The sequence below is a fragment of the Promicromonospora sp. NPDC110617 genome, from assembly GCF_055598465.1.
Genome location: NZ_JBVKBM010000006.1, coordinates 80638 through 94673, shown reverse-complemented (window position 1 = coordinate 94673; position 14036 = coordinate 80638). Strand labels below are relative to the sequence as shown.

The 14036-nt window shown below is 72.8% G+C and carries 10 protein-coding genes; 5 read left to right on the top strand and 5 right to left on the bottom strand.

All coding sequences use genetic code 11. The features are described 5' to 3' along the window. Positions 1 to 6: 6 nt before the first annotated feature. The 4 genes from glgB to ACZ7LE_RS25845 all read right to left on the bottom strand — a co-directional run bounded on the left by glgB (position 7) and on the right by ACZ7LE_RS25845 (position 7869). Positions 7 to 2331, bottom strand: a complete 2325-nt coding sequence (gene glgB, locus ACZ7LE_RS25860) for a 1,4-alpha-glucan branching protein GlgB (protein ID WP_470406090.1) — start codon at positions 2329 to 2331, stop codon at positions 7 to 9. A 65-nt stretch (positions 2332 to 2396) separates the two neighbouring features. Next, entirely contained in the window at positions 2397 to 3869 is a 1473-nt protein-coding gene (locus ACZ7LE_RS25855) for a maltokinase N-terminal cap-like domain-containing protein (RefSeq protein WP_470406089.1), read from the bottom strand. Beyond that, positions 3866 to 5767 (bottom strand): maltose alpha-D-glucosyltransferase, encoded by a 1902-nt coding sequence (gene treS, locus ACZ7LE_RS25850; protein WP_470406088.1) that lies wholly within the window; start codon positions 5765 to 5767, stop codon positions 3866 to 3868. The genes ACZ7LE_RS25855 and treS overlap by 4 nt, the downstream gene beginning before the upstream one ends. Then, positions 5764 to 7869, bottom strand: a complete 2106-nt coding sequence (locus ACZ7LE_RS25845) for an alpha-1,4-glucan--maltose-1-phosphate maltosyltransferase (protein WP_470406087.1) — start codon at positions 7867 to 7869, stop codon at positions 5764 to 5766. Before ACZ7LE_RS25845 ends, treS begins: the two co-directional genes overlap by 4 nt. A 133-nt stretch (positions 7870 to 8002) precedes the next feature. Between ACZ7LE_RS25845 and glgP the strand changes: the two genes are divergently transcribed. From glgP to ACZ7LE_RS25830, 3 genes are all read left to right on the top strand, one after another. Further along, positions 8003 to 10588, top strand: a complete 2586-nt coding sequence (gene glgP, locus ACZ7LE_RS25840) for an alpha-glucan family phosphorylase (protein WP_470406086.1) — start codon at positions 8003 to 8005, stop codon at positions 10586 to 10588. A gap of 81 nt (positions 10589 to 10669) precedes the next feature. After that, the gene (locus tag ACZ7LE_RS25835; RefSeq protein ID WP_470406085.1) at positions 10670 to 11875 is read left to right on the top strand and encodes a cytochrome P450; all 1206 of its coding nucleotides are present in this window, start codon (positions 10670 to 10672) and stop codon (positions 11873 to 11875) included. Positions 11876 to 11880: 5 nt separating this feature from the next. Further along, positions 11881 to 12078, top strand: coding sequence for a ferredoxin (locus tag ACZ7LE_RS25830; protein ID WP_470406084.1), 198 nt, complete (start codon positions 11881 to 11883; stop codon positions 12076 to 12078). On the opposite strand, the gene ACZ7LE_RS25825 is transcribed toward ACZ7LE_RS25830, so the two are convergent. Beyond that, positions 12053 to 12352 (bottom strand): DUF6725 family protein, encoded by a 300-nt coding sequence (locus ACZ7LE_RS25825; protein WP_470406083.1) that lies wholly within the window; start codon positions 12350 to 12352, stop codon positions 12053 to 12055. The genes ACZ7LE_RS25830 and ACZ7LE_RS25825 overlap by 26 nt on opposite strands. Before the next feature lie 137 nt (positions 12353 to 12489). Here ACZ7LE_RS25825 and fdxA point away from each other — a divergent pair, with 137 nt between their 5' ends. Together fdxA and dapC are read left to right on the top strand one after the other, a co-directional pair. Continuing rightward, positions 12490 to 12807, top strand: a complete 318-nt coding sequence (gene fdxA, locus ACZ7LE_RS25820) for a ferredoxin (RefSeq protein WP_020017584.1) — start codon at positions 12490 to 12492, stop codon at positions 12805 to 12807. Position 12808: 1 nt separating this feature from the next. Next, a complete protein-coding gene (dapC, locus tag ACZ7LE_RS25815) occupies positions 12809 to 13939 on the top strand; it encodes a succinyldiaminopimelate transaminase (protein WP_470406082.1) in 1131 nt (376 codons plus the stop codon). Positions 13940 to 14036: the final 97 nt, after the last annotated feature.

Genomic DNA, 14036 nt, shown 5'->3' with positions numbered 1-14036 from the left:
ATCGGGTTACTCCGGGATCAGGATGAGGGCGCCCAGCGGGGGAATTCGCATGGTCGCCGACCAGGCGCGGCCGTGGTGGGGGACCGGCTCGGCCTGGACGCTGCCCATGTTGCCGACGCCCGAGCCGCCGTAGACCGTGGCGTCCGTGTTGAGCACCTCGCGCCACACCGGCCCGCCCGCGGGCACCGGCGTGGCCAGGGTCGCGGCGTCGGCCGGCGCGACGCGCATCGACGTCTCCACCGGTTCGGCGGGCGGCAGGGTCTCGACAGGCTCGACCCGCGATCCAGGCTCGACCCGCGGTGCCGGTACCTCCGGCAGCGGCAGGCGGTACCCCTCGTGGGGCACCCCCGCGAAGTTCACGACCACGACCACCGGGTCCCCGGAGCGCGACCGGCGCACGTAGGCGAGCACGTTGTGGTCGGCGTCGTCCGACTCGAGCCACTCGAAGCCCGCCGGATCGAAGTCGAGCTCCCACAGCGCCGGCGTCGCGCGGTAGAGCGTGTTCAGGTCCCGGACGAGATGCTGCACGCCGGAGTGCCCGGCGTCGCCGAGCAGGTCCCAGCGCAGCCCCTCGGACTCGGCCCACTCCGTGTCCTGCGCGAACTCGCACCCCATGAACAGCAGCTGCTTGCCGGGGTGGCTCCACTGGTAGGCCAGGAACGAGCGGACGCCGGCGAGCTGCTGCCACCGGTCACCGGGCATCTTGCGCAGCAGCGACCCCTTGCCGTGCACCACCTCGTCGTGGCTGATCGGCAGCACGAACTGCTCCGTGAACGCGTACACCAGCGAGAACGTCAGCTCGCCGTGGTGGTAGCGCCGGTTGTACGGGTCCTCCGCGAGGTAGCGCAGGGTGTCGTTCATCCAGCCCATGTTCCACTTCAGGCCGAAACCCAGCCCGCCGCTCGACGTCGGGCCCGTGACCTGGGGGAACGCCGTGGACTCCTCGGCGATCATCATCACGCCGGGCGTGCGCCGGTACGCGGTCGCGTTCGCCTCCTGGAGGAACGCGATGGCCTCCAGGTTCTCCCGCCCGCCGTGCACGTTGGGCGTCCACTCGCCCTCCTTGCGCGAGTAGTCGAGATAGAGCATCGAGGCGACGGCGTCCACGCGCAGCGCGTCGACGTGGAACTCCTCGAACCAGTACGTGGCGTTCGCGACCAGGAAGTTGCGCACCTCGCGGCGGCCGAAGTCGAAGATCAGCGTGCCCCAGTCCTGCTGCTCGCCGCGCCGCGGGTCGGGGTGCTCGTACAGGGGCGTCCCGTCGAACCGGGCCAGGGCGAACTCGTCGCGCGGGAAGTGCGCGGGCACCCAGTCCAGGACGATGCCGACGCCGGCCTGGTGCAGCCGGTCCACGAGGTACCGGAAGTCGTCGGGCGAGCCGAACCGCGACGTCGGCGCGTAGTAGCTCGTGACCTGGTAGCCCCACGAACCGCCGTACGGGTGCTCCGCGACGGGCAGCAGCTCCACGTGCGTGAAGCCCTGCTCCACGACGTAGCCGGTGAGCTGCTCCGCGAGCTCGCGGTAGCCGAGGCCGGGCCGCCACGAGCCCAGGTGCACCTCGTACACGCTCAGCGGCGCGGAGTGCGGGTCGGACGACGACCGGGCGGCGAGCCACGCGTCGTCCTGCCACTCGTACGTCGAGGTGGTGACCACGCTCGCGGTGGCGGGCGGCTGCTCCGTCGCCTTGGCGAGGGGGTCGGCCTTGGCGCGCCAGACGCCGTCGGCCCCCAGGATCTCGAACTTGTACCGCAGACCCGGGCCGACGTCGGGGACGAACAGCTCCCAGACGCCCGTGGCGCCGAGCGACCGCATGGGGTGCGTGCCGCCCCAGCCGTTGTGGTCGCCGACGAGTCGTACGCCGCGTGCGTTCGGCGCCCACACGGCGAAGGCGACCCCGGCGATGTCGCCGGCCGCGCTCGGGTACCGGTGGACGTTGGCGCCGAGCACCTGCCAGAGCTGCTCGTGCCGTCCCTCGCCGATCAGGTGCAGGTCCACCTCGCCCAGAGTGGGCAGGAACCGGTACGGGTCGTCGGAGGACCAGGTGTCCGTGCCGGACCGGGTGCGGATCCGGTAGTCGGGCGCGTGCCGGGAGCCGTCCTCCTCCTCGGTGGCCGGGACGACGGCGGCCCACACGCCAGCACCCTGGTGCGTGGCGGACACCTCGGTGCTCGCCGTGACGACGACCACCTCGTCGGCGAGCGGGCGCAGGGCGCGCACCACGGTCCAGGGCCCGTCCAGCAGGTGCGGGCCGAGCACGGTGTGCGGGTCGTGGTGGGTTCCGGACGCGACAGCGGTCAGGACCTCGAGGTCGACGTCGGGCAGGTCAGCCATGGGTTCACCTTTCCACGTCGGGCGCGTGACGTGCGACACGTACCCGGCGCGTACCGATGCCCAGGTCACGAGCCGAGCACGCGGTCCACGGCGGCGAGCGGGATATGGGTCCACGCGGGGCGGTGCCGGAACTCGTAGACCACCTCGTACAGCGCCTTGTCCACGGTCAGGGAACGCAGCAGGAGCTCGGCGGTGCCGACGTCGAGCGGGCTGCCCGTCGATGTCGCTCCGTCGACCGGGCGCACGGTCTCGCCGTGCGCCTCGCCGCTGGCCTGCCGGTACCCCTCGAGGAAGCTCACCTGCGCGTGCGAGACCCAGTGCGGGTCCATGGCCTGCCCGACGGCGGCGGCGTAGTCCAGCGACCGGAGCAGCCCGGCGACGTCGCGCAGCGGCAGGTCGGGCGCCGTGCGCTCGGACACGGGACGCTGCGGCTCGCCCTCGAAGTCGAGGACCTTCCAGCCGTCCGGCGACCAGAGCGCCTGCCCGAGGTGCAGGTCGCCGTGGATCGGCTGCAGCGGCACGACGTCGGCGCGCTCGACGACCGCCGACAGCCGCGCGCTCAGCGCGTCGTACAGGGCGGTGACGCCCGCGCGATGCGGGGCCAGGACGGGGACGTCGGCGAAGGCCTCGGCGGCCCGGCGGCGCAGCACGCCCATGAACCCGGCGGGTTCGAGCGCCGGTCCGGGGCCCAGGGCCTCGCGCAGGGCGGCGTGCAGGTGCGCGACGACGGCGCCCAGCTCGGCGGCCCGCTCCCCGAAGTCCTCGTCCCGGGCCGCGTACGCGCACGCCAGCTCGAACCCGTCGGTCGCCTCGTGCACGAGCTCGGACAGCACCGCGAGGTGTGCCACGGGCCCGGCGTCGCCGCTGCGGGAGTCGCCGGGCGAGCCGGCGCCCGGCGCGGGCAGCTCCACCGCGCCGAGGAACCGGGGCACGCCGTCCCAGCCGGCCCGGGTCAGGGCCTCCGGGATCACGACGTCGGGGTGCGGCCCGAGGGCGACCGTCCGCAGGATCTTGAGCATCCCGCCGCGCCCGGTCGCGTGCGGCAGGGCCGGGAGCACCACCGACGTGTTCGACTGCTCCCCGGAGATGCGCCGCGCGTCGCGGAGCTCGGCGCAGTCCTCCGGCTCGCACGCGGCGGGCAGGGCGGCGGTGAAGTAGGCGTGCCAGGCCGCGGGGTGGACCCCGCCGTCGTGCACGGTCGCGGTGCCTGACGCCGTGGTGACGGTGCCGATGAGGCCGGCCGCCTCGGTGTCGGCGGTGTCGGCCTCCGGCTCCGCCGTCGGGGTCAGCACCAGCGGGACCTGGATCACCAGCGACTCGTCGCCCGCCGCCAGGCCCGGGCCGGCCAGCCGCAGGAGCGCGACGACGACGTCGGCCACGCCGCCGAACGTGATCGTGAGCCACGGCTCGTGCGTCACGCCCTCGGCGGGCACCGGGTACCAGCGCTGTGCGGGCAGCCACGTGTCCAGGAGCCGCAGCACCTCGGGCGGGAGGTGCGCGGCTCCGGGGGAGACGTGGACAGGACGCGCCGGGCTCACCCCTCTCGCGCCTGCCCGACGGGTTCGCTCGTCTCCGTGGCGCCGTTCGGCCCGGCCGGTGCGGGCGGGGCCAGCACCAGCCAGTAGAAGTCGCGTGCGCCCCATGTCATCGTCAGGATGCCGTCGTCGCCGACGCTCGGGAACGCGGCGCCGCCGAACACGTCCGTCAGCGTCCAGCCCGCGTACCCGGGCAGCTTGATCGTGGACGAGCGCGCCGTGGCCGACAGGTTCGCGGCGATCAGCAGCGTCTCCTCGGCCGACGACCGGGTGAACGCGATGACCGACTCGTCGTTGCAGTCGAGCGCGGTGAAGTCGCCCGTCCCGAACGTGGGGTGCAGGCGCCGGAACGCCAGCATGTTGTGCATCCAGTGCAGCAGCGACGTCGGCTGCGCGAGCTGCGCCTCGACGTTGGTGTGCTGGTAGTGGTGCACCAGCGACTGCACGAGCGGCAGGTACAGCTTGCCCGGGTCGGCCGTGGAGAAGCCCGCGTTGCGGTCCGGCGTCCACTGCATCGGCGTGCGCACCGCGTCGCGGTCGGGCAGCCAGATGTTGTCGCCCATGCCGATCTCGTCGCCGTAGTAGAGGCACGGGGTGCCGGGCATCGACAGCAGCAGCGCGTTGGCCAGCTCGATCTCCTTGCGGGCGTTGTCCAGCAGCGGCGCGAGCCGCCGCCGGATGCCCACGTTGGCCCGCATCCGCGGGTCGGGGGCGTACCAGCCGTACATGCTGGCGCGCTCCTCCGTCGAGACCATCTCCAGGGTGAGCTCGTCGTGGTTGCGCAGGAACGTGCTCCACTGCCCGTTCGCGGGGATCGCGGGGGTGTCCGCGAGGATCTCCAGGAGCTGGCGGGCCCGCTGGTCGCGGATCGCGTAGAAGATGCGGGGCATCACCGGGAAGTGGAAGCACATGTGGCACTCGGGGTCGTCCTCCGTGCCGAAGTACTCGACGACGTCCGCCGGCCACTGGTTCGCCTCGGCCAGCATGATGCGGCCCGGGAACTCGGTGTCCAGCATGCGGCGCACCTTGCGCAGGAACCCGTGCGTCTCCGGCAGGTTCTCGCAGTTGGTGCCCTCGGCCTCGAACAGGTACGGCACGGCGTCGAGGCGGAACCCGTCCACGCCGAGCTGGAGCCAGAACCGGGCGACGTCGAGCATGGCCTCCACGACGCGCGGGTTCTCGAAGTTGAGGTCGGGCTGGTGGCTGAAGAACCGGTGCCAGAAGTACTGCCGCCGCACCGGGTCGAACGTCCAGTTCGAGGTCTCCGTGTCCACGAAGATGATCCGGGCGTCCTGGTACTGCGAGGCGTCGTCGCTCCACACGTAGAAGTCACCGTACGGGCCGTCCGGGTCGGCGCGGGACGCCTGGAACCACGGGTGGGCGTCGCTCGTGTGGTTCATGACCAGGTCGATCACGACCCGGATGCCGCGCTCGTGCGCGGCGGTGACCAGGTCGCTGAAGTCCGAGATCGTGCCGAACTGCGGCGAGACGGCGGTGAAGTCGGCCACGTCGTACCCGCCGTCGCGCAGCGGCGACGGGAAGAACGGCGGCAGCCAGAGGCAGTCGACGCCGAGCCACTCCAGGTAGTCGAGCCGCTCCACGAGGCCCCGCAGGTCGCCCGACCCGTTGTCGCCCGAGTCGGAGAACGACCGGATCATGACCTCGTAGAAGACCGCCTTCTTGTACCACTCGGGGTCGGCGACGAGGCCCTTGCGCCGGGCGTCCAGGCGCGGCTGCCGACGCGGCGGCAGGGCCTGGACGGGCACCGGGACCGACGGCGGGTTGGGCACGGACACGGGCGGCCGGGCCGCGGCCGGCTGCGCCGCCGGCGGCGGCGTGGGCTGTGCGGGGTATCCCTCCGGCGGCCCGACGGCGGGGCCTCCCGGCCCGAACGTCGTCATGCCGGCCCCACCTGGAGGACGTGCGCCACCCGGACCTGCGGGTCGAGCCGCACCCAGGGATGCGCTCCCCAGCCGTAGGTCTCGCCGGACAGCAGGTCGTGTGCCACGTAGAACGGGGCGTTGTCGTCGCCGTCGGGGGCACTGAGGCCGAGGGCGGAGAGATCCAGGTGCACTACAGACTCCTGCACGTTCCGGGGGTCCAGGTTCAGCACGACCACGATCACGTCGTCGTGCCGCGGGGCACGCCGATCGTTACCCCCTGCTCTCATGGTGCGGCCCGGTGGCGTCGCTGTCGCGCGCGACGCGTGATCGGCGCCGATCCGGCGCGAGTACGCGACCACCTGGTCGTTCGTCGTGGGGTGCACGGTCAGGTTGCGCAGCTGCTGCAGGGCCGGGTGCGCGCGGCGGATCGCGTTCAGCTCGCCCAGCAGCAGGGCGATCCCGTAGTCGTCCGCCCGCGCCCAGTCGCGCGGCCGGTACTCGTACTTCTCGTTGTCGATCTGCTCCTCGACGCCGGGGCGGGGCACGTTCTCCACCAGCTCGTAGCCGGAGTAGATGCCCCACGTGGGCGAGCCCGTGGCGGCCAGCACCGCGCGCACCGCGAACGCCGAGACGCCGCCCTCGATGAGGTAGGGCGGGAGGATGTCGTGGGTCGTGGGCCAGAACGACGGGCGGAGCACCGAGCCCTGCGGACCGCTCACCTCGGCCAGGTACTCCTCGACCTCCTCCTTGGTGTTGCGCCAGGTGAAGTAGGTGTACGACTGGTGGAAGCCGATCCGGGCCAGCGTCTGCATCATCGCCGGCTTGGTGAACGCCTCCGACAGGAAGATGACCTCGGGGTCGGTCGCGTGCACCTGTGCCAGCAGCCACTCCCAGAAGTCGAGCGGCTTGGTGTGCGGGTTGTCGACGCGGAACAGGGTCACGCCCCGGTCGATCCACGTGCGGATCACGCCGAGCACCGCCGCGTACAGGCCGTCCGGGTCGGTGTCGAAGCTGAGCGGGTAGATGTCCTGGTACTTCTTGGGCGGGTTCTCCGCGTACGCGATCGACCCGTCCGCGCGCACCACGAACCACTCCGGGTGCTCGGTGACCCAGGGGTGGTCCGGCGAGCACTGCAGGGCGATGTCGAGCGCGACCTCCAGCCCCTCTGCCCGTGCGGCGGCGACGAAGGCCCGGAAGTCCGCCTCCGTGCCCAGGTCCGGGTGGATCGCGTCGTGCCCGCCGTCCGCCGACCCGATGGCGTACGGGCTGCCCGGGTCGCCGGGCGCCGCCTCCAGGGTGTTGTTGCGGCCCTTGCGGAACGTGGTGCCGATGGGGGAGACCGGCGTCAGGTAGACGACGTCGAACCCCATCGCCGCGATGCCCGGCAGGCGCTTCGCCGCCGTCGCGAACGTGCCCGAGACCCACGTGCCGTCCTTCTTCCGGTAGGCACCCTCGGACCGCGGGAACATCTCGTACCAGGACCCCGCCAGCGCCAGCTTGCGCGAGACCCGGAGCGGGTACGTGTCCGACGCCGAGACCAGCTCGCGCAGCGGCGCGCGGCGCAGGGCCTCCACCACCTCGGGCGACGTCGCCGCCGCGAACCGCGCCAGCGCCGGACGGCGGGCGTCGGCCAACGCCTTGGCGGCCGCCGTCAGCACCCGTGCGTCGCGCGCCGTGCGGCCCGCCGCGACCAGCGGGTCGCCCGGCACCCGGCGGCAGATCTTCTCGAAGAGGAGCACCCCCTCGGCGAGCATGAGCTCCGTGTCGATGCCCGCGGCGATCTTGATCCCGGCGTCGTGCGTCCACGTGCCGTACGGGTCCGACCACGCCTCGACGCGGAAGGACCAGTCGCCCTCGGCGTCGGGCTGCAGCTCGCCGCGGAAGTGGTCGAGCCCCGGCGCGACGTCGGTCATGGGCGCCCACGAGTGGTCCGTCCCGTCCGGGGCGACGAGCACGGCCGTCGCGGCCACGGCGTCGTGCCCCTCGCGGAAGACCGTGGCCTCGACGGGCACGACCTCACCGACCACCGCCTTCGCAGGCCAGCGGCCACCCTCGACGACAGGAGCGACCTCGAGGACGGGGATGCGGCCGATCCGGCCGGGACTCGTGTGCGGGCTCACCGGAACACGCTATCGAGCCTGGCGGGGGACTCGCCTGTGGGGCGCGCCGAGGTCCGGTGAACGTCGTCGGACGGGTCGGTGAAGCCCTCGGCAACAGGTGTGCTCGCCTCCACATGTGCGTAGTGTTCTGCCGGTGAGAGCGATCCGCAGATTCACCGTCCGCACGGTCCTCCCCGAGCAGCTCGCGGCGCTCGACGAGCTGGCCCAGAACCTTCGCTGGTCCTGGCACGCGCCGACGCGCGAGCTGTTCGCGAGCATCGACCCCGACCTCTGGTCCGACGTCCGGGGCGACCCCGTCGCCCTGCTCGCGGCGCTCGGCTCCGACCGCCTCGCGGCGCTCGCGGCCGACGAGGAGTTCACGGGCCGCGTGCGGGCGGCGTCCGACGACCTGCACCGGTACCTGCGGGACCCGCAGTGGTACCAGGGCCAGACCACGACGTCGGGCGGCGAGCTGCCGCACGCGATCGCCTACTTCTCGCCGGAGTTCGGCATCACCTCGGTGCTGCCGCAGTACTCGGGCGGCCTCGGCATCCTGGCGGGCGACCACCTCAAGAGCGCGTCCGACATGGGCGTGCCGATCGTGGGCGTGGGCCTGCTGTACGGCGCCGGCTACTTCCGGCAGTCCCTGACGCGGGACGCCTGGCAGGTGGAGACCTACCCGCTGCTCGACCCGGACGGCCTGCCGCTGGCGGTCCTGCGCGAGGAGGACGGCACGCCCGCCGTCATCTCGCTCGCCCTGCCCGGCGGGCGCTCCCTGCACGCGCACGTGTGGGTCGCGGCGGTCGGCCGGGTGCCGCTCCTGCTGCTCGACTCGAACGTGCCGGAGAACGACGACGCGGCCCGCAAGGTGACCGACCGCCTGTACGGCGGCGGGGGAGAGCACCGCCTGCAGCAGGAGCTGCTGCTCGGCGTGGGCGGCGTGCGCGCGCTGCGCGCCTGGTCGCGGCTCACCGGCGCGCCGGAGCCCGAGGTCTACCACACCAACGAGGGCCACGCGGGGTTCCTCGGCGTGGAGCGGATCCGGGAGCTCGTCGGGTCCGGCCTGAACATCGGCGAGGCCCACGAGGCGGTGCGCGCGGCCACGGTCTTCACCACCCACACCCCGGTGCCCGCGGGCATCGACCGGTTCCCCAAGGAGCTGGTCAGCGCCTACTTCGGCGGCGACAACGCGATGCCTGGCGTGCCGCTGGAGACGGTGCTCGCGCTCGGCGCCGAGGACTACGACGGCGGCGACCCCACCGTGTTCAACATGGCGGTGATGGGCCTGCGGCTCGGCGGCCGGGCGAACGGCGTCTCGCTGCTGCACGGCCAGGTCTCCCGCGAGATGTTCGAGGGCCTGTGGCCCGGGTTCGACTCGCGCGAGGTGCCGATCACGTCGGTCACCAACGGCGTGCACTCGCCCACCTGGGTGGCGCCGCGGCTGGCCGCCGTGGAGGCGGAGCGCATGGGCCTGGACGAGATCACGGCGCCCGAGGCGTCGGCCGGCTGGCTGGACCCGGGCAAGGTGCCGGACGCCGAGCTGTGGGCCCTGCGCGGCGAGCTGCGCGGCGAGCTGGTGGCCGAGGCCCGGCGCCGGGTGCGCAAGTCCTGGCGGGAGCGCGGGGCGTCCCCGGCGGAGCTCGGCTGGGTGGACGACGTGCTGTCGCCCGACGTGCTCACCATCGGCTTCGCGCGGCGCGTGCCCACCTACAAGCGGCTCACGCTCATGCTGCGCGACCAGGAGCGGCTCAAGGCGCTCCTGCTGCACCCCGAGCGCCCGGTGCAGCTCATCGTGGCCGGCAAGTCGCACCCGGCCGATGACTCCGGCAAGCGGCTCATCCAGCAGCTCGTCCGCTTCGCCGACGACCCCGAGGTGCGGCACCGCATCGTGTTCCTGCCGAACTACGACATCGGCATGGCGCAGTCGCTGTACCCGGGCTGCGACGTCTGGCTGAACAACCCGCTGCGGCCCCTGGAGGCGTCCGGCACCTCCGGGATGAAGAGCGCGCTCAACGGCGGCCTGAACCTGTCCATCGAGGACGGCTGGTGGGCCGAGTGGTACGACGGCGAGAACGGCTGGGGCATCCCCACGGCCGACGGCGTCGAGGACGCCGACCGCCGCGACGACCTGGAGGCCGCGGCGCTCTACGACCTGGTGGAGTCCCAGGTGGCGCCCGCCTTCTACAACCGGTCCGCCGACGGCGTGCCGAGCCGCTGGCTGGAGCTGGTGCGACACACGCTGGCCACGCTCGGCCCCAAGGTGCAGGCGACGCGGATGGTCTCCGAGTACGTGCACGGGCTGTACGCGCCCGCGGCGCAGGCCGGTCGGGTGCTCGCCGCCGACGGGTACGCCGCGGCGAAGGATCTCGCGGGCTGGAAGGCCCACGTGCGGGGCTCGTGGCCGCAGGTGCGTGTGGACCACGTCGAGTCGGCGGGCATCGGTGAGGCGGTGCGGGTCGGGGACCGACTGACGGTCCGCGCGTACGTCTCGCTGGGGCCGCTGTCGCCGGACGACGTGGACGTGCAGGTGGTGCACGGACGGGTCACCGAGGCCGACGTCATCGACGAGTTCACCGCCGAGTCCCTCGCGCTGGTGGAGTCCTACGAGGCGGGGCGGCACGCGTTCGGCGGCGAGGTGGGCCTGGACACCTCCGGGCCGTTCGGCTACACCGTCCGGATCGTGCCGCGCCACCAGCACCTGGCGAGCGTGGCGGAGCTGGGTCTGGTCGCCAACGCCTGAGTAACCGGACACCCTTGTCCGATTCACCCGGACCGGTATTGGATGGGGAGGACACACCCCCTCAGCCAACCGGAGGACAACATGTCTGACCTGCTCGATTACCCCATCCCGTCGGATCGCGCCATCGAGCCGCCACCGGAGTGGGCCGAGCTGCGCCAGCAGTGCCCCGTGGCACGGGTGCGCCTCGCCAGCGGTGGCGAGGCCACCCTGCTGACCCGGTACGACGACGTCCGCGCGATGCTCACCGACGGGCGGTTCGGCCGCGTGATCCCGGCGAGCGGCACGGGCGTGGGGTCCCAGGACGACGGCGGCACGTTCAGCAACGACCCGACCGGGGTCATGGCGGACGAGGAGCAGCACCAGGCCTGGCGGCGGCTCGTCAACGCGACGTTCACCGCCAGGCGGGTGCAGGCGATGGCCCCCGGGATCGAGGCGAAGGCCGAGCAGCTCATCGACGACATGCTGGCCGCCGGCGGTCCCGCGGACCTGGTCCCGGCCGTCGCGTTCCCGCTGCCCGTGTGGGCGATCTGCGAGCTGCTGGGTGTGCCGGAGGACGAGCGGGAGCGGTTCCCCTACTGGTCGGACACGGCGCTGAGCACGACGCGGTACACGCAGGAGGAGATCTCGGCGGCGCGCCAGGAGTTCGGCGCGTACATGGCCGGCCTGGTGGAGGCCAAGCGGACGGACCCGGGCGAGGACCTGATCTCCGAGCTCATCGCGCTCGTGGACCAGAACGACCCACGGCTGACGGCGCAGACCGTGATCGGCACCAGCATGGCGCTGCTCGTGGCCGGCCACGAGACCACCGCGAGCCACATCGCCAAGATGATGGCGCTGTTCCTCGGCGACCGCTCCCGGTGGGAGCAGCTCGTCGCCGACCCGTCGCTGGTGCGCAGCGCGGTCGAGGAGTCGCTGCGGTTCGACCCGAACGCGGGCTTCGGCATGGTGCGCTGGGTGGACGAGGAGATCGAGATCGCGGGCGAGACCGTCCCCGCGGGCACGACCGTGGTGTGCAGCCTCGCGGCGGCGAACCGGGACGAGGGCACGTTCGAGGGCGCGGACGAGATGGACCTGGGGCGCCGTCCGAATCCCCACCTCTCGTTCGGCGCGGGCTCCTACTCGTGCCTCGGCCAGTCGCTGGCGCGCACCGAGCTGCAGATCGTGCTCGCCGCCCTGGTGCGCAAGGTGCCGACCCTGGAGCTGGCGGTGGACGTCGAGTCCGTGCCGCGCAAGGAAGGCCTGCTGGTGGCCGGATTCGACGAACTGCCCGTCAAGTGGGGAGAGTGACCCCCATGAAGATCAACGTGGACCGCGACGCCTGCTGCGGCGCCGGCCAGTGCGTCCTGCTCGCACCCGACGTGTTCGACCAGGACGAGGAGGGCATCGTCGTGCTGCTCGACGAGCGTCCGGCTCCCGAGCTCGACTTCGCGGTGCAGGAGGCCGTGAGCATGTGCCCGACCGGCGTCATCTGGGTGGACCAGAACGCCTGACGGGTCGCGGGGGGATCGGCTTGGCGGCCTCGATGTCGGCGGCCGCCACGTCGACCTCCTGCGGCTCGCCGCGGCCCGGGACCGGGTCGGTGCGCAGTCGCAGGCCGGCGTCGGACACCTCGACGACGAAGCCGATCAGGTCCGTCCAGCGGTGCTCCGTCCCGCCGTCCGACACGACGGGACCGCCCGGCGCCAGGCGCCGCCTCACCACCACCCGGGTGCCGGGGCGCAGGTCCCGCCACCCGCCGGGCGCGGCCGGTGTAGCGAATGTCACGTCGGTTCTCCTTCCGCTGCGTGAGACCGGTGGGGATCTGGGGGCGTCCCGAGAGATACTAGGATCGCCCCGCCGGGTCGTACCGCGGTCGGCATCGTGCATGATCCTCAGTCCGGAAGTGGAAGGACACCCTCCAAGTGACCTACGTGATCGCTCAGCCGTGCGTCGACGTCAAGGACCGGGCGTGCATCGAGGAGTGTCCCGTGGACTGCATCTACGAGGGCAGCCGCTCCCTGTACATCCACCCGGACGAGTGCGTGGACTGCGGCGCGTGCGAGCCGGTCTGCCCGGTCGAGGCCATCTACTACGAGGACGACGTCCCCGACGAGTGGAAGGACTACTACCGCGCGAACGTGGAGTTCTTCGACGACCTGGGCTCGCCCGGCGGCGCCGCGAAGATGGGCGTCATCGAGAAGGACGACCCGATGATCGCGGCCCTTCCGCCCCAGGCCTGACGTGGGTCTGCACGATCTGACCGACCTACCCTTCGCCTGGGACTCGATCGACGGGATCACGGCGACGGCGAAGGCCCACCCGGCCGGTCTGATCGACCTCTCCATGGGCACGCCCGTGGACCCCACGCCCGAGGTCGTGCGGCGGGCGCTCGAGGCCGCGTCGAACGCGCCGGGCTACCCGATGACCGCGGGCACGCCCGCGCTGCGCCAGGCCGTCGCCGACTGGTTCGCCCGGCGCCGCGGGGTGCCGGGCCTCGATCCGGCCGCGGTGGTGCCGACCGTCGGCTCCAAGGAGCTCGTGGGCCTGCTGCCCGCCCTGCTGCACCTGGGCCCCGGCGACGTGGTGGTGCACCCCGCCGTGGCCTACCCCACCTACCTCGCGGGCATCCGCGCGGCCGGTGCCACGCCGCTCGCGACGGACGACGTCGCCGACTGGGCCGGGCGCGACGACGTGAAGATGGTCTGGGTCAACAGCCCCGGCAACCCGACGGGACGGGTGCTGGGCGTCGAGGCGCTGCGCGCCGTGGTCGACGCCGCGCGCGCGATCGGCGCCGTCGTCGTCTCCGACGAGTGCTACGCCGAGCTGGTGTGGGATTCCCCCTACGACGCCGCGACGGGCACGGGCGGCGTCCCCTCGATCCTCGACCCGCGCGTGTGCGGTGGCTCCCACGAGGGCCTGCTCGCCGCGTACTCCCTCTCCAAGCAGTCCAGCATCGCGGGCTACCGCGCGGCCTTCCTCGCGGGCGACGGCGCCCTGGTCGCCGACCTCACGCAGACCCGCAAGCACCTGGGCCTCATCGTGCCCGCGCCGGTGCAGGCCGCCATGACGGCGGCCCTGGCGGACGACGCGCACGTCGCCGCCCAGCGTGAGGCCTACGGCGCGCGGCGCCGGGCGCTGGCCGCGGCGGTCGTCGAGGCCGGGTTCGTCATCGACGGCTCGGAGGCCGGGCTGTACCTCTGGGTGGCGGCGCCGGACGGCCGCCCGGGCCTGGCGGTCGCGGAGTGGTTCGCGGCCCGGGGCATCCTGACCGCGCCGGGGCACCTGTACGGCGACGGCACGCACACCCGGGTGGCGCTGACCTCGACTGACGCGCAGATTGCCGATGCTGTGACACGCATCACGCAGCCTTGACCGATGGATTGGAAAAACTAAAGCAGGGCGCGATACTGTCGTGCCCCAGGTCGACGCTGTCCCGACACCTTTCTTTCACAGCAGCGTCCCTCGTGCG

Coding starts and splice junctions, on each gene's coding strand:
- glgB (WP_470406090.1), bottom strand. CDS start 2,331: ATGGCTGACCTGCCCGACGTCGACCTCGAGGTCCTGACCGCTGTCGCG.
- treS (WP_470406088.1), bottom strand. CDS start 5,767: ATGACGACGTTCGGGCCGGGAGGCCCCGCCGTCGGGCCGCCGGAGGGA.
- ACZ7LE_RS25835 (WP_470406085.1), top strand. CDS start 10,670: ATGTCTGACCTGCTCGATTACCCCATCCCGTCGGATCGCGCCATCGAG.
- ACZ7LE_RS25830 (WP_470406084.1), top strand. CDS start 11,881: ATGAAGATCAACGTGGACCGCGACGCCTGCTGCGGCGCCGGCCAGTGC.